This window comes from Cryobacterium sp. AP23 (assembly GCF_054075385.1).
The window spans coordinates 2030649-2057598 of the sequence record NZ_CM133415.1; the positions used below are offsets into that span (position 1 = coordinate 2030649).

The 26950-nt window shown below is 68.3% G+C and carries 22 protein-coding genes; 5 read left to right on the plus strand and 17 right to left on the minus strand.

Translation table 11 applies throughout. The features are described from left to right. Window position 1: 1 nt before the first annotated feature. On the plus strand, window positions 2–991 hold the full coding sequence (locus ACU5E9_RS09705) for a sugar-binding transcriptional regulator (protein ID WP_456813386.1): 990 nt from the start codon (window positions 2–4) through the stop codon (window positions 989–991). Here ACU5E9_RS09705 and ACU5E9_RS09710 read toward each other — a convergent pair. Next, window positions 988–1416, minus strand: coding sequence for an RbsD/FucU family protein (locus ACU5E9_RS09710; RefSeq protein ID WP_456813387.1), 429 nt, complete (start codon window positions 1414–1416; stop codon window positions 988–990). The two genes, ACU5E9_RS09705 and ACU5E9_RS09710, sit on opposite strands and share 4 nt — an antisense overlap. Before the next feature lie 130 nt (window positions 1417–1546). Between ACU5E9_RS09710 and ACU5E9_RS09715 the strand changes: the two genes are divergently transcribed. Further along, window positions 1547–2590, plus strand: coding sequence for an NAD(P)-dependent alcohol dehydrogenase (locus ACU5E9_RS09715; RefSeq protein WP_456813388.1), 1044 nt, complete (start codon window positions 1547–1549; stop codon window positions 2588–2590). 301 nt (window positions 2591–2891) lie between these two features. Next, a complete protein-coding gene (locus tag ACU5E9_RS09720; protein ID WP_456813389.1) occupies window positions 2892–3101 on the plus strand; it encodes an RNA polymerase sigma factor in 210 nt (69 codons plus the stop codon). 17 nt (window positions 3102–3118) lie between these two features. Here ACU5E9_RS09720 and ACU5E9_RS09725 read toward each other — a convergent pair whose 3' ends face one another. From ACU5E9_RS09725 to ACU5E9_RS09790, 14 genes are all read right to left on the minus strand, one after another. Beyond that, window positions 3119–4021: an SGNH/GDSL hydrolase family protein gene (locus ACU5E9_RS09725; RefSeq protein WP_456813390.1), complete on the minus strand. Its 903-nt coding sequence runs from the start codon at window positions 4019–4021 to the stop codon at window positions 3119–3121. A 42-nt stretch (window positions 4022–4063) separates the two neighbouring features. Next, window positions 4064–5503: a gluconokinase, GntK/IdnK-type gene (locus tag ACU5E9_RS09730; protein ID WP_456813391.1), complete on the minus strand. Its 1440-nt coding sequence runs from the start codon at window positions 5501–5503 to the stop codon at window positions 4064–4066. Then, window positions 5500–6738 (minus strand): D-mannonate dehydratase ManD, encoded by a 1239-nt coding sequence (gene manD / locus ACU5E9_RS09735; protein ID WP_456813392.1) that lies wholly within the window; start codon window positions 6736–6738, stop codon window positions 5500–5502. Before manD ends, ACU5E9_RS09730 begins: the two co-directional genes overlap by 4 nt. Before the next feature lie 51 nt (window positions 6739–6789). Next, window positions 6790–8265 carry a glucuronide transporter gene (gene uidB / locus ACU5E9_RS09740; RefSeq protein ID WP_456813393.1) on the minus strand — a complete coding sequence of 492 codons (1476 nt, stop codon included), beginning with the start codon at window positions 8263–8265 and terminating at the stop codon, window positions 6790–6792. Window positions 8266–8533: 268 nt separating this feature from the next. Then, complete coding sequence (locus tag ACU5E9_RS09745) at window positions 8534–10018, minus strand: mannitol dehydrogenase family protein (protein WP_456813394.1); 1485 nt, start codon at window positions 10016–10018, stop codon at window positions 8534–8536. Beyond that, window positions 10015–11427: a glucuronate isomerase gene (uxaC, locus tag ACU5E9_RS09750; RefSeq protein ID WP_456813395.1), complete on the minus strand. Its 1413-nt coding sequence runs from the start codon at window positions 11425–11427 to the stop codon at window positions 10015–10017. The genes ACU5E9_RS09745 and uxaC overlap by 4 nt, the downstream gene beginning before the upstream one ends. Window positions 11428–11541: 114 nt before the next feature. After that, the gene (locus ACU5E9_RS09755; RefSeq protein WP_456813396.1) at window positions 11542–12648 is read right to left on the minus strand and encodes a LacI family DNA-binding transcriptional regulator; all 1107 of its coding nucleotides are present in this window, start codon (window positions 12646–12648) and stop codon (window positions 11542–11544) included. A gap of 81 nt (window positions 12649–12729) precedes the next feature. Next, window positions 12730–13626, minus strand: a complete 897-nt coding sequence (locus tag ACU5E9_RS09760) for an ATP-binding cassette domain-containing protein (RefSeq protein WP_456813397.1) — start codon at window positions 13624–13626, stop codon at window positions 12730–12732. Further along, on the minus strand, window positions 13626–15437 hold the full coding sequence (locus ACU5E9_RS09765) for a dipeptide/oligopeptide/nickel ABC transporter permease/ATP-binding protein (protein ID WP_456813398.1): 1812 nt from the start codon (window positions 15435–15437) through the stop codon (window positions 13626–13628). Before ACU5E9_RS09765 ends, ACU5E9_RS09760 begins: the two co-directional genes overlap by 1 nt. Further along, window positions 15434–16375 carry an ABC transporter permease gene (locus ACU5E9_RS09770; RefSeq protein WP_456813399.1) on the minus strand — a complete coding sequence of 314 codons (942 nt, stop codon included), beginning with the start codon at window positions 16373–16375 and terminating at the stop codon, window positions 15434–15436. Before ACU5E9_RS09770 ends, ACU5E9_RS09765 begins: the two co-directional genes overlap by 4 nt. A 70-nt stretch (window positions 16376–16445) precedes the next feature. Further along, window positions 16446–17990 (minus strand): ABC transporter substrate-binding protein, encoded by a 1545-nt coding sequence (locus ACU5E9_RS09775; RefSeq protein ID WP_456813400.1) that lies wholly within the window; start codon window positions 17988–17990, stop codon window positions 16446–16448. Window positions 17991–18241: 251 nt separating this feature from the next. Then, window positions 18242–19408, minus strand: coding sequence for a Gfo/Idh/MocA family protein (locus tag ACU5E9_RS09780; RefSeq protein ID WP_456813401.1), 1167 nt, complete (start codon window positions 19406–19408; stop codon window positions 18242–18244). Continuing rightward, window positions 19405–20475 carry a Gfo/Idh/MocA family protein gene (locus ACU5E9_RS09785; protein ID WP_456813402.1) on the minus strand — a complete coding sequence of 357 codons (1071 nt, stop codon included), beginning with the start codon at window positions 20473–20475 and terminating at the stop codon, window positions 19405–19407. The genes ACU5E9_RS09780 and ACU5E9_RS09785 overlap by 4 nt, the downstream gene beginning before the upstream one ends. Then, window positions 20472–21320, minus strand: coding sequence for a sugar phosphate isomerase/epimerase family protein (locus ACU5E9_RS09790; RefSeq protein ID WP_456813403.1), 849 nt, complete (start codon window positions 21318–21320; stop codon window positions 20472–20474). The genes ACU5E9_RS09785 and ACU5E9_RS09790 overlap by 4 nt, the downstream gene beginning before the upstream one ends. 194 nt (window positions 21321–21514) lie before the next feature. On the opposite strand from ACU5E9_RS09790, the gene ACU5E9_RS09795 reads away from it, so the two are divergent. Both ACU5E9_RS09795 and ACU5E9_RS09800 read left to right on the plus strand, forming a co-directional pair. Continuing rightward, a complete protein-coding gene (locus ACU5E9_RS09795; protein WP_456813404.1) occupies window positions 21515–23251 on the plus strand; it encodes a glycoside hydrolase family 3 protein in 1737 nt (578 codons plus the stop codon). 139 nt (window positions 23252–23390) lie between these two features. Then, window positions 23391–24251 (plus strand): sugar phosphate isomerase/epimerase family protein, encoded by an 861-nt coding sequence (locus tag ACU5E9_RS09800; protein WP_456813405.1) that lies wholly within the window; start codon window positions 23391–23393, stop codon window positions 24249–24251. Between the two features lie 54 nt (window positions 24252–24305). Here ACU5E9_RS09800 and ACU5E9_RS09805 read toward each other — a convergent pair whose 3' ends face one another. Both ACU5E9_RS09805 and ACU5E9_RS09810 read right to left on the minus strand, forming a co-directional pair. Further along, entirely contained in the window at window positions 24306–25895 is a 1590-nt protein-coding gene (locus tag ACU5E9_RS09805; protein ID WP_456813406.1) for a DUF222 domain-containing protein, read from the minus strand. Window positions 25896–25998: 103 nt separating this feature from the next. Beyond that, a complete protein-coding gene (locus ACU5E9_RS09810) occupies window positions 25999–26883 on the minus strand; it encodes a methyltransferase domain-containing protein (RefSeq protein ID WP_456813407.1) in 885 nt (294 codons plus the stop codon). Window positions 26884–26950 lie beyond the last annotated feature (67 nt).

Here is a 26950-nt window from a genome sequence, read left to right on the forward strand (position 1 = left end):
TATGTCCAGCGAAACACCGGCAGCACTGTCGAGCCGGTTGCCCACCGACCGGCTTGGCCTGCTCACCAAGATCGCACGGATGTACCACGAGCAGGGCCTGCGTCAGCCGGAGATCGCCGAACGCCTGAACATCTCCCAGTCGCGGGTGTCCCGCTTCCTCAAGGAAGCGGTCAACCTCGGGGTGGTGCGCACCATTGTGGTGGCGCCACCCGGGGTGCACCCCGACCTCGAGGACAGGGTGCGGGACCGGTACGGCCTGAGCGACGTCGTGGTGGCCGACCGGCTCGGCGACGACGACTCCTCCATTCTCCGGGCCCTGGGCGGCGCCGGCGCGGCGTACCTCGAGACCTCGCTGACCGGCCAGGACCGGGTCGGGATTTCCTCCTGGTCGTCCACCCTGCTCGCCACCGTCGACGCGATGGTGCCGCGCACCGGGCGCTCGGCGGACACCGTGGTGCAGGTCATCGGCGGGGTCGGCAACCCGACCGTGCAGGTGCAGGCCACCCACCTCACCGACCGTCTCGCCCGGATCACCGGGGCGACCCCGCGGTTCGTCGCCGCCCCCGGCGTGGTGGCCAGCGCGGAACTCCGCACGGCCCTGCTGCAGGACGAGTACATCGGCCAGGTCGCCGGCGAGTGGAGCACGCTCACGGTGCTGCTGGTGGGCATCGGCAGCCTGCAGCCCTCCCCGCTGCTGAAGGACTCCGGCAACGTCGTCTCCCAGACCGAGATGGAACTGCTGCGCACCAGCGGCGCCGTCGGCGACGTCTGCCTGCGCTTCTTCGACGCCGACGGGGCGCTGGTGCAGTCGTCCCTGAACGAGCGGGTCCTGGGGATCAGCGTCGAGGACCTCCGCCGGGTGCCGCGCAAGGTGGGGATCGCCGGCGGCGCGCGCAAGCACGAGGCCATCCGGGCCGCGGCCCAGGGCGGGTGGATCGACGTGCTCATCACCGACGTCGCCACCGCCGAGTACCTCGTCACAACGGGTTAGTCGTTCACGACGCCCTTGCGCAGGATGAAGCAGCCGTAGGGCCGGGCATCCAGGGTGTGCACCACCGCGTAGGCGTTCTGGGCGCGGTGGTAGAAGTCCAGCCGGGGAACGACGCCGAACTCCAGTTCCGGCCAGCCGCGCCGGGCGACGGCGAGCACCTCGGCCTGGGACTCGCCGACGACGGCGGGGTCGTCGTCGACCTCCATCCGCTCCACCGGCCGGTCGACGAAGCGGTCCAGCGGGAAGACACTGAGGATGGCCGCGGCCGCCTCGGTCACGCTCGCTGGGCCCAGCCGCACGACCGGGCGACCCGACGCGGCGGCCGGGTAGTTGCGGTCGACCAGGAGCAGTTCGTCGCCGTGGCCCATCTCGTCGAGCAGTTTGAGAAGCTCGCCGCCCAGCAGGGGATCTATACCAATCAGCATGTCCCACAGCTTGTCAGCCGGCCGTATTCCCGGCAAGACGTGCTCTGACAGTACCTGCTTGAGGCGCGGGGTATGGGGGCGGAGATGCTTGGATGGCTAGATTCCATTTTTTGCTATCCCAGGGAGAATCATGCTCACCGTCAACGCCTACGCGGCTCCCTCCGCGACCGCGCCCCTCATCAAGACCACCATCGAGCGACGGGACGTCGGTGCCAAGGACGTCCTGATCGAGATCAAGTACTCCGGCGTCTGCCACTCCGACATCCACACGGTCCGTGGTGAGTGGGGACCCATTTCCTACCCGCAGGTCGTCGGCCACGAGATCGTCGGTATCGTCACCGAGGTCGGCTCCGAGGTATCCCTGCACAGCGTGGGCGACCGGGTCGGCGTCGGCTGCATGGTCAACTCCTGCCGCGAGTGCGTCAACTGCCTCGCCGGAATGCAGAACTACTGCCTCGCCGGCAACACCCAGACCTACACCAGCGTCGACCGTGACGGCACCGTCACCCAGGGCGGCTACTCCACCCACGTGGTCGTCGTCGAAGACTTCGTACTCAAGGTCCCCGAGTCGATCCCGTTCGAGGCCGCCGCTCCCCTGCTCTGCGCCGGCATCACCACCTACTCGCCGCTCGCGCACTGGAATGCGGGACCGGGCAAGAAGGTCGCCGTCGTCGGTATGGGCGGACTCGGCCACATGGCCGTCAAGATCGCCCACGCCATGGGCGCCGAGGTCACCGTACTCTCGCAGTCGCTGAGTAAGCAGGACGACGGCATCCGGTTCGGCGCCGACCACTACTACGCGACCAGCGACGCCGCGACGTTCGACACCCTCGCGAACGAGTTCGACCTCATCATCAACACGGTCAGCGCTCCCGTCGACCTGCAGGCCTACCTCTCGCTGCTGCGCCTGGACGGCACGATGGTCAACGTCGGCGCCCCCGCCGAGCCGCTGCCCATCTCCGTGTTCGGCCTCATGGGCAACCGCCGCTCCTACGCCGCATCCGGCATCGGCAGCATCGGCGAGACCCAGGAGATGCTCGACTTCTGCGCCGAGCACGGCATCGCGCCCGAGACCGAGCTCATCGCCGCGGACTACATCAACGAGGCCTACGAGCGGGTGTTGAAGTCGGATGTGCGCTACCGCTTCGTGATCGACATCGCGACCCTGGCCTAGCCACCGGTCAGTGCCCCCACCGCGCCCCGACGCGCCCTCGTTCCCGCCCGGGAACCGGGGGCGCGTCGGGGCGGACGTGTCTGATGTGTTAGTGTAGGAAGTTGCGCGTCGATCTTTATCACGATCCGACCACTCCGCTGCCCCAATCCATGGCCGGAGCCGCACACCGCTCGATCGGGTCACTACCCGGTCGGACACCACTCGACCGGGACTTTCGGTCGATCATTCACGCTGTAAGAAATCCCGGCGCTCGCAGCGCTGCGCGCCGCCTTCACACGTCCATACGAAAAGTTCGATTCACATGTTCACTGCCACCCATACCCTCGACCACGCCACGGAAGCCATCGACACCCTGTCGCCGGAGCACCGCCAGGCCATCCACCTCGCCTACTACGCGGGCTTCAGCAACGACCAGGTCGCCGACCTGCTCGGCGTCACCCCCGCCGTCGCCGACAGCCGGCTCAGCGAAGGCCTCACGCACCTGCGTGAAGCCCTGCGCGTCGCCGCCTGAGAACTACCGCGTGAGAACTACCGCTTGAACTCCGCCCGCACGGCCGCGGCATAGGCCAGATAGCCGGCCGCGGTCGGGTGGAACGCCTCGATCCCCGTCGAATTGATCCACGGGTCCGCGCTGCCGATGCCGTGCCCGGTGAACGCCGCGGTCACGTCGACAAAGTGGATGTCGATGCCCGACTGGGCGAGTTGAGCCGCCACACCCGCGATCGTGTCGTTGAGCGCGGCGGTCGCCGTGTTGAGTTGCGCGATGATCTCGTAGTTCGGGTCTGTCGGCGGCGGCGTCTCGAACAGGTACGGATAGCCCGTCACCAGGATCGTCGCGCCGGGAATCGTGGTGGCCACGGCCGTGAACGTATCGCTCAGCCGTACCGCCAGTTCGCTGGGAAGCTCCGGCGCCGGTGGCGTCAGGAGGGCGTAGACCGCGGCCAGACCCTCCTGGCAGGCCGGCGACTCGAACGACATCGAGCAGGCCGCAGCGACGGCGGGGCCGTTCAGGTCATTGGCGCCGATGGTCAGCGTCACCCCGTCGATCTTCCTGGTCTTCCGGAGTGACGGAAGCTGGCTGGTGACCACGTCCTCCGTTGTCGCCCCACTGCAACTCGGGTCGGCGACCAGCTTGACGTGTTTCACGTCATCGAGCAGCTCCGGGTAGCTGGAGTCGCTCTGCAGGCAGGCGTTCTCGTACGGCGGGGCGCCCTGCCCGGCCGCGTACGAGTCGCCCAGGGCGATATACGTTGCGACAGGGCTTCGGTTGTGACCGGAGTGGCTGTAACCGGACTGGCCCTGCCCGGGCTGGCCCGTGACGCCGGCGGGCGCCGCCTGGGCGGTTCCCGCGACGAGGATTCCGGAGAACAGGACGGAGACCGCCAGCGCTATGGCGCCTCGGGCAGCGACCGTGCGATGTGTGCGAATCATCGCGCCAAACTACTCCCGAACGGGGGTGCCGACCATGCCCCGTCAGGTCGACGGGGTGATGACCGCGCTCATGGTGTGCGACTCCCCCGGCGCGAGGACGATGGCGTCGCTCAGCACATTCGCGGTCTCGACGCACAGCATCCCGGTCCATTCGGCGTCGCCGAAGTCGGGCATCGCCGCGGCCTTCGCGATCCAGGGATTCCAGAGCACCCGGCTTGCCGACCCCTCGGTGGAGATCGTCACCGTGCGCCCCGACCCGTCGGAGACCCGTGCGTCGGCGCTCGTGCCGAGGTAGATCCGATCGGTCTCTCCCGACACCGTCACCGGACGGGTCTCGGCGACCTGCTGGTCCGGGCCGGCCAACCGGTCGATGAACGGAAGACCTTCGAATCCCGAGACCTGAACGGCCTGGATGTCCGACACACTCAGGTAGGTGTGGAAGGCCTCCTGGAACGTGACCGTTTCGGCATCCAGGTTGCGCACCTGCAGGGACAGGCCCAACCGGGCGCCGACCGTCACGGTGTAGTGCACCTCGAACCGGTGCGGCCACGCGGAGGACCTGGTCTGCGCACTGTCGGTGAGGCGGAAGACCAGGACGACGTCGTCGCCCGCCTCCCGCGCCTCGGTGAGCTGCCAGTCGGCGATCCGGGCGAACCCGTGGGCGGGCGCCGTGGGGTCTGCCGCCAGCGGTCCGAACCACGGGAAGCAGACCGGCACCCCGCCGCGCAGGGGCCGGCCGGCAGCGAACTCGCTGAGCGCGCTCATCCACAGCACCGGCGGTTGACCCGCCGGCGTGAAGCTGGTCACGTGCGCGCCCTGCAGGTAGACCTCGGCCGCGCCGGCCGCGCCATCGACCCGGACCACGGGCAGACCGCCCCGGCCGATACCGATCGTGACGGATGCGGGCAGCGCCGGCGCGTCCAGCCGGGCCACGGATTCGGCGACCACGTTGAGCACCGGCTGGTCGATGTCGACCGCGAAACCGGGTTCGCCCGTCTGCAATTCCTCCAGGGTCGCCAGCTGCGAGCGCAGCAACGCCGGGGGCATGAAGTGTTCGCTGCGGCCCTCGAGCCGGTTGCCGAGCACCTCGAGGGAACCGGCCAGGTGCACGAACCGTACGTTCGGCGCCGCCTGGAGAATCGCGTCCCGGTAGACCCGTTTGAGCGCTGAACAGGCGATCACGAGCCCGGTTCCCGCGGCTCCCGCGTCGGCGAGGGCAGCGCCCACCAGCGCCAGCCAGGGCCAGCGGTCGTCATCGGTCAGGGGCACCCCGCTGGCCATCTTGACGATGTTGGACTGCGGGTGCAGCCCGTCGGCGTCGAGGAACGGGATCTCGAGGGAGTGGGCCAGGAGGGCGCCGATGGTGCTCTTCCCCGAACCCGACACACCCATCACAACGACCTGCAGCGCCTCAGCCGAGACCTGCGCCGGAGCCGCTCGACCCGTGGGGTCGGGGTTGAGGCTCTGCAGTGTGGCGCTCACCAGTCGTGGACCGTTCCGTCGGCCAGCCGGTTGTACGGCAGGTAGGCGGTGGCGTACGGGTACTTGCCCGCCTCGTCCACGTTCAGCTCCACGCCGAGGCCCGGCTTGTTGCCCGGGTGCAGCATGCCGTTGTTCCAGCTGTAGGACTGCTCGAAGACCGCGTTGGTCTTGTCGCCGTGCTTCATGTACTCCTGGATGCCGAAGTTGTGGATGGCCATACCGAGATGCATCGCGGCGGCCATGCCCACCGGGGAGATGTCGGTCGGGCCGTGCATGCCGGACTTGATCTGGTACTGCGCCGCGAACTCGAGGATCTTCTTGAGGTGGGTGATGCCACCGGTGTGGGTGACGGCGCTCCGCACGTAGTCGATGAGTTGTTCGCGGATGATCTGCTGGTAGTCCCAGATCGAGTTGAAGATCTCACCGATCGCCAGCGGCGTGGTGGTGTGCTGGCGCACCAGGCGCAGGGCCTCCTGGTTCTCGGCCGGGGTGCAGTCCTCGAGCCAGAACAGGTCGTAAGGCTCGAGCGACTTGCCGAGCTTGGCGGCTTGGATGGGCGTCATCCGGTGATGGCCGTCGTGCAGCAGCGGCAGCTCGGGGCCGAACTCGTTGCGCACGGCCTCGAAAACGGTGGGCACGTGGCGGAGGTAAGAGCGGGTGTCCCAGTCCTCCTCGGCCGGGAGAGCGCCGCGCTGGGCGGGCTCGTGGTCGTAGCGCACGCCCTCGTTGCCGGGGAGGCCCTTGTTGGACGCGATGCCATAGATGGACTCGAGCCCGGGAACGCCGGTCTGCACGCGGATGGCCTTGAAGCCCTGCTCCAGGTGCGAGTTGACGCTGTCGAACACCTCGTTGAGGGACTTGCCGGAGGCGTGGCCGTAGGCCAGCAGTCCGGTGCGCGAGGCGCCGCCGAGCAGCTGGTACAGCGGCATCCCGGCCGCCTTGGCCTTGATGTCCCACAGGGCCACGTCGACGGCGGAGATCGCGGCCATGGTGACCGGGCCACGGCGCCAGTATGCGCTGCGGTAGAGGAACTGCCAGGTGTCCTCGATGTTGTGGGCGTCGCGGCCGAGCAGCAGCGGCACGACGTGCTCGGTGAGGTATGCCACCACGGACAGTTCGCGTCCGTTCAGGGTGGCGTCGCCGAGGCCGGTCAGGCCGTCGTCGGTGGTGAGCTTGAGGGTGACGAAGTTGCGGTCGGGGCTGGTGACGATTACTTCAGCCTTGTCGATCTTCACGAGTGCTTCCTTCTGTTGGAACTACGGGGTAATGGGTGAGTTGGGGGGAGGTCAGTCGACCGGCGGCGGGGTGTTGCCCGGCCGGTAGGCCCGGAAGGACGCCGTCGAGAGCGACGGGTCGATGGGCGCGTCGACGTGTTCGGTGCCGGCGCGGCGGGCGGCGATCTCGGCAACGATGATGGCGTGGCGCTTGTCGGTCAGCGGGTAGAAGATCATCAGGGCGACCGCGAGCACGGAGGCCACGACCGGGATCAGGCCGGCGCCGGCGCGGATACCGAGTTCGGCCGTGGCGGTCTGCACGGTCTCGCCGGCGGCGTAGCCGCCCCAGGCCAGGGAGAAGGCCGCGAGGGCGCCACCGACGGCCTGGCCGGTCTTGCGGGTGAAGGAGAACAGAGCGTAGGTGATGCCCTCGGCGCGGACGCCGGTCTTCCACTCGCCGTATTCGACGGTGTCGGCCTCAAGCGCCCAGACCAGCATGTTCACCAGGACGATGCCGATCTGGCAGACGACGAGGCCGGAGAAGCCCATCCAGACGGTGTCCGCCGGGGCCACGAAGACGATCAATCCGCCGAGGGCCATGACGCCGCATCCGGCCATGTAGGCCGCCCGCTTGCCGAAGCGGCGCACGATCGCCGGGACGAATCCGGCCAGGCTGAAGGTGACGACGAGCTGGATGATCGACAGTGCGGCGTAGAGCGGCAGGGCGTGCAGCACGTCGCGCAGGTAGTACAGCTGCACGGTGCTCAGCGCGAGCATGCCGGTGAGGAAGATGAACGAGCTGATGCACAGCATGAACAGCGGCTTGTTGCCCTTGAGCGTGGCGAGGCTCTGCTTCAACGACACGTTGGTGACGTCGCGAACCACGCGCTCCTTGGCCGTGAACACGGTGAAGAAGTACAGCGCCGTGCCGATGACCACGAAGCTCAGGGTCATGATCGTGAAGGTGGTCTGCAGGTCGGCCCCCGGCACGATCAGCGGCGCCACGAAGATGCCGAGACCGGCACCGACGACCATGGCGCCGATGGTGCGGGCGCTGGCGAGCTTGGCCCGTTCGGAGGGGCTCTGGGTCATTGCGCCGGCCATCGAGCCGAACGGGATGTTCACCAGGCTGTAGGCCAGTCCGAGGGCGGCGTAGGTGACGTAGGCGTAGATCAGCATGCCGGTCTCGCCGATCTGCGGCACCGAGAAGGTGGCAGCGCTCAGGAGCAGCAGCGGGATCGAGCCGAACATGATGAACGGGCGGAACTTGCCGAATCGCTTGCTGTAAGTGCGGTCGACGATCCGGCCGGCGAAAACATCGGCGAAGGCGTCGAAGATGCGCACCACGAGCAGGAGCGTTCCGGCGGCGGCCGCGGAGATTCCGGCGACATCCGTGTAGTACACCAGCAGGAACATCGTCGCCGTGGTGAAGGCCAGGTTGTTCGCGGCATCGCCCGCGCCGTACCCGACGATGCTGAGCTTGCTCAGCTTTGCGGTGGCTGTCGCGGGGGCGGTGGTGTCCGCGTTCACGATTTCTGAGGTAGTCATGGGGCTCCTTTACCCGTTGTACGGCCCATTCGCGACTGTGCGAGACCGTTGGCACCTCGGTGCCGTGCATTCAGTAGATCACGTTCGTTCCATTTTGGCAAGCGGTTGCCAACATTCGGGATCGCGCGTGCCGGCTCCAACTGTTCCCTGTGCGGACAAGTGCACCCGGTGTGCCGGGACCAGTTGTCCGCACGGGGAACAGAAGACCCCCGCGGCGGCGCCGCGGGGGTCTCCTGGTTCCCGTGCCTGATCAGGGCCGGGGCCGCTTTCAGCCGGCGTGGGGCTCCGTCGCGACCGCGCGGATGGCCGCGAGGACGGTGGCATCCGTCGCCAGGCTCGGGTCGACCAGGGTGACCAGCCGCTCGAGGGCATCGCCCTCCCCCGTGGCCACGGCAGCGGCCACTGCTCCGGACTCCGCATCCACCAGGGGATAGCCGGCCAGGGCCAGGGCTGCCCACGAGCCGATCGCCCGGATGCCCGCGGCCGACTCGCGGCCGGCCGCACGCTCGGCCAGCACCGTCGGCACGATCCGTACCCGCAGCTTGGTCACGGCTTCGCCGGAGATCTGGCCGAGCCGGTGCTCGATGCGGGCGTTGTCGAAGCGGGCGAGCAGGGCGGCCCGGTAGCCCGGGAGATCCAGCCCCTCCGCCGGCAGGTGCCGTTCCACGGCGTCCCACCAGTCGTTCACCCAACCCCGGCAGGCCGGGTCGGCCATGGCCTGCGCGACGGTGTCGTGGCCGCGCACCAGGCCGGCGTAGGCCAGCAGGCTGTGCGCGCCGTTGAGCAGCCAGAGCTTGCGCTGTTCGAAAGGCTCGATGTCGTCGACGAAGCGGGCGCCGGCCCGCTCCCAGGCCGGCCGGCCGCCGGGGAAGGCGCCGCTGAGCACCCAGTCCCGGAACGGTTCGGTGACCACGGCCGCGTCGTCCTGCCAGCCGGTGAGGGCGGCGGCGGCGGCCAAGTCGGCCGGCGTGGTGCGCGGGGTGATGCGGTCGACGGAGGTCGACACGAACGAGATCCCGGCCTCGATCCAGTCCGCCAGCACGGTGCTGGTGAGGCGGGCCAGCTCGACGAGCCCGCCGGCGAGGAAGGCGCCGTTGTCGGGGATGTTGTCGCAGGAGACGATGGCGAGCGGGCCGGCCCCCGCACGGCGGCGGGCCTCGAGGCCGAACAGGAGCCGGCCCAGCGTGGTGGTCGGGCCGTCCTGGCCGGCAGCGGGGAGGGCACCCGCCGCGAAGGCCGCCTGCAGCCAGGCGATATCGGTCGCCACGGCGGGGTCGGCCAGGTTGGGCCGCCCGTCGGCCGTGAGCCGGTATCCGGCTTCGGTGATGGTCAGGGTCACGATGCTCGTGGTCGGGGCGGTGAGCAGCTCACGCAGCCGGCCGAGGTTGGCGCCGTCCGCGGCCTCGACGATGCTCGACACGATGGTCGCCGAGTCCCCGGTTTCCGAGCGTTCGACGAGGGTGAACAGGCCGTCCTGCGGCGCCAGCTCGAGTGCGGCCTGCGGGTTGCGGCCGGTGAAGGCGGCGATACCCCACTCGGCGTCGGTGTCGACCTGGTCGGTGAACCAGGCCTGGTGCGCCCGGTGGAAGGCGCCCAGCCCGAGGTGCACGATCCGCACCGGAGCGGTCTTCTGCGGCTGCCGGGTGCGGGCAGCGTACGCGGCGCGGGACAGCCGACAGGCCTGGACGGTGTCGGAACGGGCAGAGTCGGCCTGGGCGGGCTCGGCTTGAACGAAATCGGTGCGGGCGCTCACAGTTTGAAGACCTTTCGCGGGAGGGTGTCGACGAGGTCGACGATGATGCGTTCGGCGGTGCGCAGGTCGATGCGACCCTCGCGCACGAGGCGAGCCAGGAAGGCCGCGTCGAGGCGGCGGGCCATTTCGTGCCGCGCCGGGATGGAGAGGAAGGCGCGGGTGTCGTCGATGAACCCGGAGCCGCGGTAGAAACCCGCGGTCTCGGTGACGGATGCCCGGAACCGGAGCACGGCATCCGGTGCGTCAAGGAACCACCACGGCGCCCCGACGTACACGCTCGGGTAGAAGCCGGCCAGCGGCGCGATCTCCCGGGAGTAGACGGTCTCGTCGACGGCGAAGAGCACGAGGTGGAAGTCGGGCAGGGTGCCGTACTTCTGCAGCAGCGGGCGGAGCGCGTCGACGTAGGTTGTGGTGACGGGGATGTCGTGGCCCATATCGGCGCCGAACCGGGTGAAGGTGTCGCTGTGGTGGTTGCGGAAGACGCCGGGGTGCACGGTCATGACGAGTCCGTCGTCCACGCTCATCCGCGCCATCTCGAGCAGCATGTGGCCGCCGAAGGCGTGTTCCTCGGCCGCCGACAGCGTGCCGGCCCGTGCGCCCTCGAACAGTGCGGCGGCCTCGGCTTCCGGCAGGTCAACGGTGAGCGGCTGGAGCACGCCGTGGTCGGCGGAGACGGCGCCGTGCTCGACGAAGTAGCGCCGACGGCCGGCCAGCGCGTCGATGTAGCCCCGGTAGCTGGACGGCGCGGTTCCGTTCCACTCCGCCAGCCGGGCCACGTTGTCGGCGAACCCGGCCGCGGCCGGGTTGAGGTACGCATCCGGTCGGAAGGTGGGCAGCACGCGCCCGGCGAAGGTGGTGTCCTCGGCCAGGGCCTTGTGGACCGCGAGGTCGTCCATCGGGTCGTCAGTGGTGGCGAGCACCTCGATGCCGAACCGGCTGAACAGGGCGCGCGGCCGGAAGGCGTCGGTGGCCAGGGCCGCCTGGATCAGGTCGAAGAGCGCGTCGGCGTTCCGCTCGTCCGGGTGCACGTCGATGCCGAACAGCACACTGAGTTCGTGCTGCAGCCAGTAGCCGGAGGACGTGCCGGCGTAGAGGTGCCAGTGGGCACAGAAGGTGCGCCAGGCCTCGCGCGCGGAGGCGACCGGAGCGCCGGAGAGGCGGTCGGGGATACCGAGTGCGGTGAGCTGCACGCCGGCAGCGTGCATCAGGCGGGTGACGTAGTGGTCGTACCGGATGAGCAACTCTGCCGGGTCCGGGAACGGCACGTTGTCGCGCAGGATTGCTGGATCGACGTGTCCGTGCGGCGAGAGGATGGGGAGTGCTGCTACGTCTGCGTAGAGCGCTCTGGCCACCTCGCGTGTCGCCGGATCGACGGGAAAAAGTCGGTCTGGGTCAAGCTCAAGTTTCATGGTCACTCCTTCATGGAACACGGGGAAGCCGGTTTTGTCAACCGGTTGCCAAAACTGGCGAAGAGAAAACACGCGGCCCGGGAGGGCCGCGCGAGATATGCGGATGCCGGGCGGTTACCGGGCGGCGGGACCCGTCGAACCGCGCACCACGAGCTCGGTCACGAGGGGTGTTTCCTCGGCGAGACGAGCCGGCACGCCGGCATCCTCATCGAGGAGCTGCATCATCAGCCGCACCGCCCGGTCGCCGATGGCGCCGAGCGGCGTGCGCACCGTGCTCAGCTGCGGCGAGGTGAAGTCGGAACCGAAGATGTCGTCGAAGCCGATGATGCTGAGCTCCCCCGGCACCTCCAGCCCGCTCTCCTGGGCCGCGCGCATCAGGCCGATGGCCATGAGGTCGTTGTAGGCCAGCACGGCGGTGACGCCGGAGGCCACCACCCGCGCCAGCGTGTCGGCACCACCGGCGAGAGTGGGCTTGCCCGGCCCGATTTCGACGATGGTCATTCCGAGGGAGGGGGCACGCCCGAGAAGCGTTTCCCAGCGCGCCCGGTTCATCCACGAGTTGGCCGGTCCGGAGACGAAGCCGATCGAGGTGTGCCCCAGGCCGCCGAGGTGCGCCAGAGCCTGTTCGATGCCGGGCACGATGTCGGGCACGATGCCCGGTACGCTGTCGACTTTACGGTTGATCACGACGAGCGGATGCTGATCGGCGAGCTCGATGATCTGCTCGTCCGACAACCGCGACGTGACCAGCACCAACCCGTCGACCGAGGGCGACAACCGTTCGGCGGCCGCGGCCTCCCGCTCGGCCGATTCCTGCGACTCGGCGAGCAGCAGGGTGTAGCCGCGCATCGAGGCGGCGGATTCCGCACCGCGAACCACGTTGAAGAACATCGGGTTCGTGATGTCGGCCAGCAGCAGGCCGAGCGAGCTGGTGCGCCCGGTGGGCAGCGCCCTGGCCATGGGGTTCAGCCGGTAGTTGAGCTCCTTGGCCGCGGCGTGGATGCGCTCCTCGGTCTTGACGTTGATCCGGCCGGGCTTGCTCAGCGCGCGGGACACCGTCGACGGGTTGACGCCGGCGAGCTTGGCGATGTCGTAGATCGTGGCGGCCGGTCGTCCCCGGCGGGCACCGCGCGTCGTCACAGGGTGGGCGGCGTCCGCCTCGTGGGCGGGCACGGCGTCCTGGTCTGACTCCCCCGCCTGGACGGGCTTTGCTTCAGTCACGATCCACTCATCCCTGGAGCAACCGGTTGCGCGTGTGCCGCGCGACGCCCCGAGTTCATGGTGCCACAGTCCCCCGCCGGCTCACACCGCGACACCGGCCGGCTCATCCTGCTCCTTTTGGATCTGGATCAGGCGGCGACGGTCGAGCCGGCGCACTTCCTGCCGGTCGGGGTCCGGCACCGGGGAGGCCAGCAGCAGACGCTGGGTGTACGGGTGCACCGGCACCTCGGTGACCTGGGTCGCGACGCCCTGCTCCACGATCTCGCCGTGGTACATCACGGCCACCCGGTGGCTGATGTGCCGCACGACGTCGAGGTCGTGCGAGACGAAGAGGTAGGAGACCCCGGTGTCGCGCTGGATCTGCAGGAACAGGTCGAGCACCCGCGCCTGGGTGGTGAGGTCGAGGGCACTGACCGGCTCGTCGCAGACGATGAGCTTGGGCGAGAGCGCCAGGGCCCGGGCGATGGCGACCCGCTGCCGCTGGCCGCCGCTGAATTCGCGGGGCAGCCGGCCGATGGTGTCCTGCGGCAGGCCGACCTGGTCGAGCACCTCGCGCACCCGGGTGCGGGCATCCGAACGGCTCCGGCCCTGCACGGTGAGCGGTTCGGAGAGGATGTCGCCGACCGTCATCGACGGGTTCAGCGAGGTGTACGGGTCCTGGAAGACGACCTGCAGGTCACGGCTGAGCGCGCGGCGCTTGCCGCGGCCGGCGTGGCCGATGTCATCGCCGTTGAACCGGATGCTGCCCTCGGTGACCGGGGCCAGGCCGAGCAGCGCCCGGCCGAGCGTGGTCTTGCCCGAGCCGGATTCGCCGACCAGGCCAAGGGTCTCGCCGTGGCCGATGCGGATCGACACGTTGTCGAGCGCCCGGAACGGCTTGGCCCGGAGGCCCTTGCCGGGGTACTCCACGACGAGGTTGTCGACGGTGAGCAGGTCGCCGCCGGCGGTGCCGGTGGGGGTGGGGGTGGTGGGTGTCATCACAGGCCGGCTTTCGCGGTCGGGGTGGCGGCGGGCGCGGCCACGGTGAGCATGCTCATCGGCGTCTTGCCCTCGAGCATCGCGCTGAGCAGGGTCTGGGTGTAACGCTCCTGGGGTTCGCGCAGGATGCTGCGCACGTCGCCGGACTCGACGACCCGGCCGTTCTGCATCACGACGACGCGGTCGCAGAGATCGGCGACGACGCCGAAGTTGTGCGTGACCAGCACCACGCCCATGTTGAACCGGGCCTGCAGGTCGCGGAGCAGGTCGAGCACCTCGGCCTGCACCGTCACGTCGAGGGCCGTGGTGGGCTCGTCGGCGATCAGCAGGTCGGGGTTGCAGCTCACCGCTCCGGCGATCAGCACCCGCTGGGCCATGCCGCCGGAGACCTCGTGCGGGTAGGCGTCGAAGGTGCGCTGCGGGTTGGTGATGCCCACGATGGTGAGCAGCTCCAGGGCCCGCTTCCGCGCATCCGCCTTGGACAGGCCGAGCACCTTCACCAGTGGGCGCACCAGCTGGTAGCCGATGGTGAAGTTGGGATCGAGGTTGCTCATCGGTTCCTGCGGGATGTACGCGATCCGGGAACCGCGCAGCTGGGCCAGGCGGCCCTGCGACAGGCGGTGCCCGGAGGCGGAGACCAGCGGGACGCCGTCGAAGGTGATGCTGCCGCCGGTGATCTCGGCCTCTGTGGGCAGCAGCCCGAGGATCGAGAACGCCGTCTGGGACTTGCCGGAGCCGGATTCGCCGACGATGCCGAGCACCTCTCCCCGGTCGAGGTGGAAGGAGACGTCGGAGACGACGGTCTTCGTCTTGCCGTTCGGCTGCGGGTAGCCCACGCCGAGGCTGTCGACGGTGAGCAGGTGCTCGGTGTCCTCGAGCTCCACCGTGGTGATCAGCTCGGTCTTGGGCGGGGTGAGCTTCATCGGCTTGGCCCGCTTGTGCTTCGGGGAATCCTCGAGGGCGTCGCGGAGGGCGTTGCCGAGGACCACGAAGGAACCCACGGTGAGGGAGATCGCTACGCCGGGCCAGACCGCCAGGATCGGCGAGCTGTAGATGTTGATGAAGCCCTCGTTGAGCATGACGCCCCAGGTCGGGGTGAGCGGGTCGCCCAGGCCGAGGAATTCGAGGGCGGCCTGGATGGCGATGGCGATGCCGCAGACGATGGAGGTCTGGATGATCAGGGGCGCCCTGACCACGAACAGGATGTGCCGGCCGATGATGCTGCCGGTGCTCAGGCCCGCGACCCGGGCGGCGTCGACGTACAGTTCGTTCCGCACGGCCTGCACCGAGGTGCGGGTGAGCCGGAAGATGCCCGGGGACATCAGCACGCCGAACACCGTCATCGAGATCCAGACCGACCGGCCGAGCGCGGCGCTGGCGGCGAGCAGGATGATGATCGCCGGCAGCGACATCAGCACGTTGGTGCACCAGCTGGCGACCGAGTCGAACCAGCCGGCGAAGTAGCCGGCCATGAGCCCGGAGGGCAGCCCGATCACCAGGGCGACGACCGCCGCGAGGGCTGCGGCAAGGAGCGTGCTCTGCGCCCCGACCAGCAGTCGGCTGAGCACATCCCGGCCGGCACTGTCGGTGCCGAGCAGGTGACCGTTGGTTCCCGGCCCGACCAGGGCGTTGACGAGGTCGGCCTTGTTGGGGTCGAACGGTGCGACCAGTGGGCCGAGGACGCCGGCGATCACGACCAGCGCGAGCACGATGAGGGCGACCAGGCCGAGAGGGTTCTTCAGCAGTCGCGTGAACACGCCGGAGCGGACGGCGTCTTCGGGCTTGTCGATCTGAGCAAGTGTTTCGGTCATGACACACGCGCCTTGGGGTTGAGCCAGCCGACCGCGAGGTCGACGAGCAGGTTGACGATGACAACGATGATGACGATGTAGACGACCACGCCCATCAGGACGGGCATGTCGCCCTGGGTGGTGGACTGCAGGGCAAGGAAGCCCATGCCGGGCAGCGCGAAGATCTGCTCGATCACGACCACGCCGCCGAGCATGCCGATGAACTGCAGCGACAGCACGGTGAGGCCGGCCGGGGCCGCACCCCGCAGCACGTGCCGGAAGAGGATCTCCCGGGGAGCGAGGCCGCGGCTGCGGAGGGTGCGCACGTAATCGCGGCTGAGCACGTTGATCACGGCGCTCCGCACCTGCTGGGCGGTGGAGGCGACGGCGCCGATCGCCAGGGCGAGGATCGGCAGGGCGATGGAGGCCAGCCAGCCGCCGACATCCTGATTCATCGGCACGTAGCCGGTGGCGGGGAAGATGCGCAGCTGGATGGCGAGCACTGTGACGAGCACGATCGCGACGACGAACTGCGGCACGGCGGATGCGCCGATCGAGACGACCTGCAGCAGCCGGTCGACCCAACCGCGGCGGACCGCGGCGGCCACGCCGAGCAGGGTGGCGAGCACCGCGGCAATGACGATCGTGGCGAGCACGATCGAGAGGGTGGTGGGGAGGCGGCCAAGGATGCTGCCGACCACCGGCTGGCTGGTGAACCAGGAGACCCCGAAGTCGCCCTGGACGACACCGCCCAACCAGGAGAAGTAGCGGGAGATGAGGGGCTGGTCGAGGCCGAGCTCGGCCTCTTTGAGCTGCACCTGCGCCTGGGTCGCCGATTCGCCGAGGATGTTGCGGGCGACGCTCGTGGCCGAGAAGTACAGCAGGAAGAATGTCAGCGTCGAAACGACGAACAGCACCACGACGCCGGAAACCAGGCGTCGGAAGATGAAGGAAACCATATCTGCTCCGTTGAAGGTGGTTGGGTGGTTCAGGGGGGTCCCCGCCATGAGGCGGGGACCCGGGCTACTGCTACTTCGCGGGAGCGTAGGAGTAGATAGAGGGAACGGCCTGCTGCAGCTGCGGCTCGGTCGTGGTGTTCTTGTCGGTGAAGAGCACCTGCGACGGGCGATAGAACGGCGCGAACCAGGCCTCGTCGACGACGTATTCGTTCAGGGACTGGGCGGCGGTGGCCTGTTCCTCGGCCGAGCCGAACTGGATCGCCTTCACGAGTTCGTCCACCTTCGCATCCGTCGTGTGGAACGGGTTGTAGGTGGCGTTGGGCGTGATGATCTGGTTGGCCGCGACCCAGGGCGACCCCTGGAAGAGCGAGAACCAGCTCATGGCGTACTTGCCCTGCACCATGCTGGAGACCAGGTCGGTGCCGGCCACGTTCTCCCAGTTGACGGTGATTCCGATGTCGGCGAGGTTCTGGCCGATGCCGGCGGTGAGGGCGGGGTCGAAGAAGCCCGAGACGGTGGGCATGGTGACGGAGAATTCGCCGACGCCGGCCTCCTTCATCAGCTTCTTGGCCTTCGCGGGGTCGTACGGGTAGGCGCTGTCGAGGTCTTCCTCGTAGGCGTCGGTGCCTTCACCGAACGGCTGGCTGGTGACGGTGCCGAGGCCCTTGCCGACCTGGGCCAGCAGGGTGTCCTTGTCGATCGCGTAGTTGATGGCCTGGCGCACCTTGACGTCGGCGAGTTCGGGAACCATCGCGCCGTCGCGGTCGAAGATCAGCAGACCCTGCCAGTCGGTGGGGTACTGGTATTCGGTGAGGTTGGCCGCGGCGGCCTGGGCCTGCGTCTTGGGGGTGAGCAGCGCCGCGTTGACCTGGCCGGAGACCAGCGCGTTGAGCATGGCGGTGGTGTCGAGGATGGGCTTGAGCACGATGGTGTCGTAGACCTGCAGGGACGGGTCCCAGTAGTCGGGGTTCTTGACGAAGGTGTACTGCGAGGCCGCAACCGTCGCCGCCTTGTCGAGGGTGTACGGGCCGCTGCCGATCGGGTCGGTGGCGATGCTGCCGGCCTCGATGGCCGTGGGGCTGGCGATGAAGCCAGCGGCGTTGCCGAGGTAGCCCAGCAGTGCGGGGTCCGGCGCGTTGAGGGTGATCACGACGGTGGTCGGGTCGGTGGCTTCCACCGTGGCGACCTGCGCGAGAGTGGAGGCCTGCGGGCCGTTGCCGAGCGGGAATCGGTCGAGGTTGACCTTGACGGCGTCCGCGTCCAGCGCGGTACCGTCGGTGAAGGTGACGTCGTCGCGCAGGGTGAGCGTGAGGACGGTGTTGTCGTCGTTGTACTCCCACTCCGTGGCGAGCATCGGCACCAGCGTGCCGTCGGCCTCGCGACGCAGCAGCGAGTCGTAGACCGGCTGGTAGTACTGCACGTAGTGGCCGATGTGGGCCTGCGTCGGGTCGAACGACTTCACGTCGGCCAGGGTCCCGATGGTGAGGGTGCCGCCCGTTGCGGCCGCGGCCGACGATGACGGCTCGGAGCTCGTGCCACTGGAGGCACAGCCCGTCAGCGCGAGCGCTGAGGCGGTGAGGATGGCGACGGCTGTCGCCAGGGAGGGAAACTTCATTGTTAGCTCCTGTGCTGTTGGGGAGGTCTCGACACTGAGGATTGCAACCGGTTGCCAAGCCCGCGAAAACGAGGTCCGGGCCGATTGATTCGCAACGCTATCTCAGCGTCTCCACGTTTGGCAACCGATTGTCAGATTGATCTGTGAAATGTTGTCAATTGTTATCTGGCGGGCATCCGGGCACGAACGACGGCCTCCCCGGACCCCGGTGTGCGGGGTGCGGAAAGGCCGTCGTTCGGGCGTCTACCGGGTCAGCTGCGTTCGGGGAAGGTGCCTTCCGCCCGGATGCGCTCGTTCAGGGCCGCGAGGAACTCATCCTCGTCGAAGTCCAGCGCGACCTCCTTGCCGGTCCAGCTGGAGAGGTGGATGGCGTTCGCCAGGCGCACACCCTTGATGCCGTCCGAGCCGGGAGCCAGCAACGGGGTGCCATCGAGGATGTTCGCGGCGAAGTTCTCGAGCACGCCGGCGTGCTGCGCGCCCCAGGCCGACTCGAACTCGATGGTCTCCTGGGTGTAGAGCTCGTCGGTGTCCAGCTGCCCCATGAACAGCTTCATGACGTCGCTCATGTCCATGCTCTCGCTGAGCTCGCGCTCCGGCTTCTTCAGCCGCGACACCGTGGCGGTCTTGGAGTTCTCGACGACGATCTTGCCCTGATCGCCGAGGATCTCGAACCGGTCGGTGCCGATGAGGTCGTGGGTGGCGGTGACGAAGACGCCGGTCACGCCGTTGCCGAAGTCGGCCAGGGCGGTCACCTCGTCTTCCACGGCGATGTTGCGGCGGAAGCCGTAGGACACCTTCGAGTAAACGGACTGCGGTACTCCGCAGATCCACTGCCAGAGGTCCAGCTGGTGGGGGGCCTGGTTGACCAGGACTCCCCCGCCCTCGCCGCCCCAGGTGGCCCGCCAGGCGCTCTGGTCGTAGTAGCCCTGCGGGCGCCACCAGTTCGTGATGATCCAGTTCGAGCGGAGGATGGTGCCGATCTCGCCGTTGTCGACGATCTCTTTGAGGCGGATGTAGAGCGGGTTGTTGCGCTGGTTGAACATGATGCCGAAGCTGAGCTGCGGCTTCGAGGTGGCGAAGGCGTTGAGCTCGGCGACCTGCTTGGTGTACACCCCGGCCGGCTTCTCCACCAAGGCATGGATGTCGCGGGTCAACGCGTCGATGCCCATCTGCGGGTGCAGGAAGTGCGGCACGCAGGTGACGATCGCGTCGACCTCGCCGCTGTCGAGCAGCTCGAGGTAGTCGGTGAAGAATCGTGCGTCCGGGTACTCCGCCGCGGCGACATCCGCCTTGGCCGGGTCGATGTCGGCGATCGCGGCGACCACCATATTGGGCACCAGGCCGTCCGTGATGAACTTGGCGTACATCGATCCCTGGGCGCCGAGCCCGATGATGCCCAAGCGAACTGTCGTCGTCATAGTGGTGTTGCCTCTCGTTCGTTCTCGAGCGTGTCGTCAAGCGCACGCTCCGGGTAGGTCTGGTCGTACACGTCCTGGATGATGTTGAGCGATCGCTGCGCCTCGACCGGGCTGATCCAGAAGGTTTCGGGCTCATCGAGCCGGGCGTAGAAATCCTGGATCAACAGCTGGTGGGAGACGCCCCAGTAGGATCGGGCGCCGACGGCGACCGCGGCTTCCTCGACAACGTCGACCCGGCCATCCGGATACGTGACGGTGAGGGCGCCGCGGAGGCTCAGGGTGGCCTTCTTGGTGACGATGTCGATGGTGACCGGGGCATTGACCGCGTTGGCCAGGGTGGCGTAGAAGACGCTGCGTACGCCGTTGGCGTGTTCGAGGACCATCTCGGCGGTGTCTTCGACCTCGATGGTGTCGCCGAGGGCCCGGGTGCTCGCGTTGCCGCGCACGTCCACGACCTCACCGACCAGCCACTGCAACAGGTCAAGCGTGTGGATGGCCTGGTTCATCAGCAGCCCGCCGCCGCCGGTGGCCCAGCGGCCGCGCCAGGGCCGGTCGAGGTAGTACTCGGCGGCGCGGTGCCAGATCACGGTGGCGGATGCCCCAATCACGGCGCCCAGCTCGCCCGAGGCCAGCAGGGCTGCCGCGGCCTGCACGGGGGCGTTGTAGCGGTTCTGGAAGCAGACCGCGATCTTCGCGCTGCCGTGTTCGGCCGCGGCGACGAGCCGGTCACCCTCGGCCCGGGTGTGCGCCAGCGGCTTCTCCATCACGACGTGGATGCCGCGCTCGAGCGCGTCGATCGCGATGGACGCGTGCAGGTGGTGCGGCGTGCAGATGTGGATGGCATCCGGGCGCACGGTATCGAAGAGCTCGGTATGGCTGGCGAAGCCCGGCACGTTCTGCTCCGCGGCCGCAGCGGCCAGGCGGCCAGGGTGCGGGTCGCAGACGCCGACGAGTTCGACGCCGGTCGTTTCGGCGATGGCGTCGAAGTGCAGGGCGGAGATGTCCCCGCAGCCGATCACGGCCACGCGGCGTACGGCGGGCGCCCCGGCGGGTGCGGTGGCGCTCATTTGGTGGTCACGCCGAGGTCGGCCAGGAGCCCGGCGAAGGCTCGCGCGGCCTCGCCGAACGCGGTGGGGCCGGAGAAGCCGCCGAGTTCGTGCTGGCTGGCCAGGTGCGGCTCGAGGGAGGCGAAGCCGGTGTAGCCGTCGTCGCGGAGGGCCGTGAGGGTCTCGCGCAGTTCACCGTCGCCCTGGCCGGCCGGAACGACGGCGCCGGTGGCGGCCACCGCATCCTTCACCTGCAGGTAGTCGAGGTAGGGGCGGAGCTTCGCGTAGCCGTCGCTGAACGGCCTGACGCCGACCTGCACGAAGTTGGCGTTGTCCCAGGCCAGGCGGAGGGCGGGCGAGCCGACGCTCTCCACCAGGTCGAGCACACGCTCGGGGGTGTCGCCGTAGATGTCTTTCTCGTTCTCGTGCAGGAGGGTGACGCCCTCCTTCTCGGCCAGGTCGGCGAGCAGGCGCATCCGACTGAGCACGCCGTCACGGATGCTCTCCACGGCGACGCCGGGGGCGCGGAAGAAGGAGAAGACCCGGATGTTCGGGGTGCCCAGGGCGTGGGCGACGCGGATGATGCGGGCGAGCCTGGCGACCTCGAGCTCGGCGTCGAGGGCGACGTCGACCTTGCCGATCGGCGAGGCGACCGCGGAGACCGCCATGCCTTCGCGGGTGAGGAGTGTAGCCAGGGCGCTCAGCTGGTCGTCATCGAGGTCGACGACGTTGGTGCCCCAGGCACTACGGACCTCGATGTGGCTGGCGCCCAGTGCCTTGAGCACGGCGACCTGCACGGCCGGGTCGGGGTCGATCTCATCGCCGAAGCCCGAGAGGGTCCAGGCGACGGTTTGCAATTCTGACACGGTGTGACGACCTCCGTCGTGGTTCGCTTCGTTGGGAACTTCGCGACAGATTCGTCGCGAGGTGTGCTCACTCTATGCTGACCCCGCCGATTTTGGCAACCGGTTGACAGAATGGGTGGGGATGGTGTGACATAGATTGTGAGGCACCGTACCGTGCCCACTCACCGCTCGTTTTTCACACACAAGGATGTGGCATGGTCGACCTCAGCGCGAAGCCGTTCAATCTCGATTCGGCCGCTATCGAATGGGTGCATGCCACCATCGCCTCGCTCAGCCCCGATGAGAAGATCGGGCAGCTCTTCATCAACCTCAACACCAACTTCGCTCCCGGCTACCTCGACGGCGTGCTCGACAATTACCACGTGGGCGGCATGCGCTACATGGGGTCGGACTCCACGACGGTGCAGGAGCACATCCGGCACGTGCAGTCCCGGTCGAAGGTTCCGCTGCTGATCGCGTCCAACCCCGAGATGGGCGGCTTCGGCAGCATCGACGACGGCACCCTGGTCTCCACCCACTTGCAGGCGGGCTCGCACCCCGACAAGTCCATCGCCCGCGACATGGGCCGGGTCGGCGGTGCCGAGACCGCGGCGCTCGGCTGCAACTGGGCCTTCGCGCCGATCGTGGACATCCACTACAACTGGCGCAACACCGTGATCAGCACCCGCGCCTTCGGCAACACCCCGGAGATCGTGATCGAGCGGGCCAAGGAGTACTTCGACGGCCTGTCCGAGTCCAACATGGCCGCCGCGATGAAACACTTCCCCGGGGACGGCATCGACGAGCGCGACCAGCACGTCGTCACCAGCTACAACACCCTGAGCGTCGACGAGTGGGACGCGAGCTACGGCCGGGTCTACCGCGAGCTGATCGACTACGGCGTGCAGTCCATCATGATCGGACACATCGGCGCCCCGGAACTCTCCCGCAAGTTCCGCCCCGGCATCACGGATGCCGAGATCATGCCCGCCACCCTCGCCCCCGAGCTGCTGCAGGACCTGCTCCGCGGCGAGCTGGGCTTCAACGGGCTCATTCTCACTGATGCGTCGATGATGGTGGGCATGACCCAGGCGATGCCCCGCCGCGACGCCGTTCCCGCCGCGGTCGCCGCGGGCTGCGACATGTTCCTCTTCTTCCGCGACCCCGCCGAGGACACCGAGTACATGCGGGAGGGCATCCGCACCGGGGTGATCAGCGCCGAGCGGTTGCAGGAGGCGCTCGAGCGCATCCTGGGCCTCAAGGCCTCGCTCGGACTGCACACCACACCGCGCGACCAGCTCGTGCCCGGGCCGGAGGCGCTGGCCGTGATCGGCTCGCCGGAGCACCACGCCGTGGCCGCGGCCATCGCCGACAAGACCGTGACGCTGGTCAAGGACACCCAGGGCAACCTGCCGCTGCGTCCGGAGACACACCGGCGCATCCGGCTCTACGGGGTCTCCGGGGCGGCCGACTTCACCGGCACCGACCCGAACTCCTACCTGCAGATCGCGAAGGACGAGTTGGAGCAGGCCGGCTTCGAGGTGCACGTGTTCAAGGACGCCGCGCAGCGGAAGGCGGAGGGTGAGGAGCACGTCTACTTCCACACCGTCATGTCGGAGGAGGCCAACGGCTCATACACCGACAAGTACGACGCGGCCATCATGTTCGCCAACGTGGCCGGCTTCGCCCAGGAGGCCAGCGTGCGCATCAAGTGGTCGACGCCGATGGCGGCCGAGATCCCCTGGTATGTCACCGAGGTGCCCACGGTCTTCGTGTCGTTGAACCAGCCCAACCACCTCATCGACGTGCCGATGGTCAAGACCATGGTGCACGCGCACAACCCCAGCCGCGAGGCGATCCACGCCGCCGTGCAGAAGATCATCGGGGCCTCCGAGTTCCAGGGCACCCACAACGACAACGTCTGGTGCAACACCTGGGGCACCCGCCTCTAGCCCGCCTGCTCGACCCGCTAAACCCGCCTCATCCCACCCCGCAACTGTTGCCCCTGCGGACAATTGCACCCGGCACACCGGGACCATTTGTCCGCATGGGGAACAGTTGTTGTGCAACTACTGAAGGAGTACGACCGTAATGGCCACAATCGGCGTTCAAGCAATGATGCTCAAGGACAATTTCGCGGCGGATGGGGCGTTCGAGACCTTGCGCAAGGTGAGCGAGATCGGTTACCACGCCGTGGAGATCTCGCAGATCCCGATGACGCCCGCCAACGTCGCCGAACTGGGCCGGGCGCGCACCGAGCTGGGCATGGACATCGCCTCGTTGTCGGCCTCCCTGACGGTGACCCCGGGCATCCCGGGCGAATCCCTCACCACCGACTTCGACAAGATCGTCAACGACGCCAAGACCCTGGATGCGTCCATGGTGCGCATCGGCATGCTGCCGTTCTCCGCGATGGGTTCGTTGGATGCCGTGCTCGAGTTCTGCGACGCCACCAACGAGGTGGCCGCCCGGCTGCAGGAACAAGGCATCGGGCTGTACTACCACAACCACCACATCGAGTTCGCGAAGTACGACGGGAAACTGCTGCTCGACATCATCGCCGAGCGCGCCCCGCTGCTCGGCCTCGAGATCGACGTGCACTGGGTTCAGCGCGGCGGACTGGACCCCGTCACCACGCTGAAGAAGTACGGCGAGCGGGTGTCGATGGTGCACCTGAAGGACTACCGCATCGGGCAGATCCCGCCCGCCGCCTTCGAGGCACTTTCGACCGGGGACTTCCCCGCGTTCATGGCCGCGTTCACCGGTGTGGTGCAGTTCGCAGAGGTAGGTGAGGGCAACCTCGACTTCCCGTCGATCATCGATGCCAGCGAGGAGATCGGCGCGCGCTACCTGCTCGTCGAGCAGGACGAGCACTACGGCCGCACACCGCTGGAGTGTCTGCAGACCTCCTACGACAACCTCGTCGCCCTCGGCTACGGCCACCTCTTCTAGCCAACCCCGCCAGAAGAGCTCTCGAGCGCCACGACATGCGTCTGTGTCGCTGGCTCAGTGCCGGTCGTGCTGCTCGTGGGCTGCGGGGCTCTTGCTGCGCAGTTGTATGAGCGTTTGGCCGGGATCGACCGAGGCCGGGGGCCGGAGCCAGTAGGTGCCGTGGTGCTCGAAGATCTGCCAGCCCTGGTTGTGTAGCAGCAGGTGGTGAGGTGGGCAGAGCAGGATTCCCAGGCGGATGTCTGTACTGCCGTGGTCGCGGAGCCACTGGTCGAGGTGGTGCACCTCGGTGCGAGACGGGGGTTTGTCGCAGTCGCCCCACATGCAGCCGCCGTCGCGAGCCGCCAGGGCGATGCGTTGGGCCTGGCTGAAGATGCGTTCTTCCCGCCCGAGGTTCAGGGGTTGCCCGTCGGTGTCGAAGGTGACCTCGACGGTGCCGGAGGTGCAGATGATCCGGTCGATGGTCTCCTGGGAGACCGGGGCCGGGTTGCCTTCGAGGAAGCCGTGGCCGGTGCCGTCCGGGATCGCGACCAAGGCCTCGGTCGGCTCCGCTGCCGGAGCCTTCGGGGTGGCGGTGGTCAGGATCCGGACGGCAGGGGTGCGGCCGCCGAGCATCCGGTCGGGGTTGACGGTGCTGCCAGCTTTGAGGAGGTCGAGGAAGCCGTCGGCGGTGAGCTGGTCGGTGCTTCGGGGGTCGTCCTGGATGGCTTTGGCCCAGGCGGCCCGGTCGGGGTCGACGAACCGGACGCCGCCGCGGCGGGGGCCGGTGAGGCTGTCGTAGAGGTCCAGGATGTATTGGCCTTGCTCCGGCGGGAACAGCCCGTGGAGGTGGACCTGGCCGGTGTCGATCTTCCACACCTTCAGGTAGCGGTCGTCCCAGGCCTTCTTCTCCCGCACCGCGATGCCGGCCTCGTCGAGGCTGTCGCGCATCCGGCGGGAGCGCTTGAGCAGTTCGTCCACGGTCATCCGGGAGGCCTCGAGCAGCAGCGTTTGGACGGCGTCGGCGAGCTTCTCCGCGGTGACGACGGTGTCGATATCACCCAGGCCGTGGCGGATCGCGTGCGCGGCGGCGACCGAGAGGGCGCCGGAGGCCACGGCGCGCGAGATAGGCGCGTACCAGGGCGGTGCGACTGGCTCCGGCGGTGATGCCAGGTCCTCGAACAGGCCGGGTGGCGTGTCCAACCCATCCGCGCCGTCGCTTCTATCGGCTTCATCGAGCACCCGCCGCGCTCGCTCTTCCTCCGCGGCCCGAGCGTCAGCGGCTTCGGTGTCGGCGAGCATCCGGCCCACATCCACGAGTTTGCGGGCGTCTTGCCGGGTGGAGCCGGTCAAGTCCTGGATCAGGTCAGCCGGATTGAGAAAGCCTTGCTGCTGGGCCAGGCCCTGCTGGCCCAGCTCCGGCCGGGACCGGTGCTGGAGCGTTTTCGCCATCCAGGTCTGCCGGGTTTCGACCAGCTGACGCAAGCGGGCCAGGTCCTTCTGGCCGGCGAGAAGTTCGGCATCGGTGAGGGCGTCGTAATCGGTGCTGCAGGCCCCCAGATGTTCGACCGCTTCGACCGCGGCGACCAGTGAATCAGCGGGCACGACCGCCTCCGGCACGGCGTCTAGCGCCGTGCCGGGGGTGAATGTGTCTGCGATGGTGGACATGTAGTGAGAATAGCTCAATAACGAATGTTTGTCTGGCGAAAAGCAAGCCTGTGGAGAACTTTTTGGGCGCCATTCACCAGGCCCGGCACAGCACATCAGCCGGCTATAGCGTGCGCGACACCTCGAGCGAGCCTGCCCGCTTCTCGAACACCCATAGGCCGTTCGTGGCCGGGAACCATGGTCGGTCGCCGCTCGTGATGTTGAGGTGCGCCAGGGCGTCGACGTATCCGCGCTGAGTGACCGCTTCACTGTGCACGAGATCGAATCCCCGGTCGACGACGAAGTCGCTGTACCCGGCCAGCGTGAAGAGTTGATAGCGCTCCAGGGCTTCCCGCGGAAACGTCTCGATGCCCCAGGTGAGCGTGAAGAGAAACTCGGCGATCGCGTGCCGGGTTCCTGTCAACGTCTGCCCGGTCAGGCTACGCCCGCGCAGGTGCAGGGCACGCAACAACGGATGGGGGCTGCGCCGCAGGTAGTCGTGGAACGCCTCGATGTCCGCCGGTGACAACCCATCCACGGTCGCCGGCTCCAGGGGACGCTCCGGCATGACTCCATCGCGGATGATCAGCCGGCCCCCGTCACGCAGGCGCTCCCGGAACCGGGTCAAGGAGAGTGACACCGCGTCGTACCCGAGCAGGGGCTCAGCGGTCTCCGGCGACGTGCCGTAGGAGTACACCTCGTGCATCAGGGCGCTCACCACGATGGTGTCGAACGGCTCGGGGAACAGCTGCGGCACCTGCTCGGCGTAGCCGCGCCGCACCTCGTGCAACACGCCCAGCGCGGTCAGCCTGGTGATGGCGTCCGGTGCGGCGTCCAGGGCGGATGCCCGAAAGCCGGCCGCCGCGATCGCGGCGGTGAGCTCGCCACCGCCGGCTCCGACATCCAGCACCCTCGGGCCACGCAGGTGGGGCAGCACCATCTGCGCCTTGTCGCCGAGCGAGGAGCCCATCCGTTCGAAATAGCGAGGCTCCAGCGCAACCGTCGGCATGGGTGGGGGTGCTCCTCGCGGGCGGCGGATGGGGAAGGCTCTAGGTTAGCGATCCCCCACAACCCGG

Bases quoted from the DNA above. Each gene is read 5' to 3' on its own strand.
- ACU5E9_RS09705 (WP_456813386.1), top strand. From the start codon at position 2: ATGTCCAGCGAAACACCGGCAGCACTGTCGAGCCGGTTGCCCACCGAC.
- ACU5E9_RS09710 (WP_456813387.1), bottom strand. From the start codon at position 1,416: ATGCTGATTGGTATAGATCCCCTGCTGGGCGGCGAGCTTCTCAAACTG.
- ACU5E9_RS09715 (WP_456813388.1), top strand. From the start codon at position 1,547: ATGCTCACCGTCAACGCCTACGCGGCTCCCTCCGCGACCGCGCCCCTC.
- ACU5E9_RS09720 (WP_456813389.1), top strand. From the start codon at position 2,892: ATGTTCACTGCCACCCATACCCTCGACCACGCCACGGAAGCCATCGAC.
- ACU5E9_RS09725 (WP_456813390.1), bottom strand. From the start codon at position 4,021: ATGATTCGCACACATCGCACGGTCGCTGCCCGAGGCGCCATAGCGCTG.
- uidB (WP_456813393.1), bottom strand. From the start codon at position 8,265: ATGACTACCTCAGAAATCGTGAACGCGGACACCACCGCCCCCGCGACA.
- uxaC (WP_456813395.1), bottom strand. From the start codon at position 11,427: ATGAAACTTGAGCTTGACCCAGACCGACTTTTTCCCGTCGATCCGGCG.
- ACU5E9_RS09760 (WP_456813397.1), bottom strand. From the start codon at position 13,626: ATGACACCCACCACCCCCACCCCCACCGGCACCGCCGGCGGCGACCTG.
- ACU5E9_RS09765 (WP_456813398.1), bottom strand. From the start codon at position 15,437: ATGACCGAAACACTTGCTCAGATCGACAAGCCCGAAGACGCCGTCCGC.
- ACU5E9_RS09770 (WP_456813399.1), bottom strand. From the start codon at position 16,375: ATGGTTTCCTTCATCTTCCGACGCCTGGTTTCCGGCGTCGTGGTGCTG.
- ACU5E9_RS09775 (WP_456813400.1), bottom strand. From the start codon at position 17,990: ATGAAGTTTCCCTCCCTGGCGACAGCCGTCGCCATCCTCACCGCCTCA.
- ACU5E9_RS09780 (WP_456813401.1), bottom strand. From the start codon at position 19,408: ATGACGACGACAGTTCGCTTGGGCATCATCGGGCTCGGCGCCCAGGGA.
- ACU5E9_RS09785 (WP_456813402.1), bottom strand. From the start codon at position 20,475: ATGAGCGCCACCGCACCCGCCGGGGCGCCCGCCGTACGCCGCGTGGCC.
- ACU5E9_RS09795 (WP_456813404.1), top strand. From the start codon at position 21,515: ATGGTCGACCTCAGCGCGAAGCCGTTCAATCTCGATTCGGCCGCTATC.
- ACU5E9_RS09800 (WP_456813405.1), top strand. From the start codon at position 23,391: ATGGCCACAATCGGCGTTCAAGCAATGATGCTCAAGGACAATTTCGCG.
- ACU5E9_RS09805 (WP_456813406.1), bottom strand. From the start codon at position 25,895: ATGTCCACCATCGCAGACACATTCACCCCCGGCACGGCGCTAGACGCC.
- ACU5E9_RS09810 (WP_456813407.1), bottom strand. From the start codon at position 26,883: ATGCCGACGGTTGCGCTGGAGCCTCGCTATTTCGAACGGATGGGCTCC.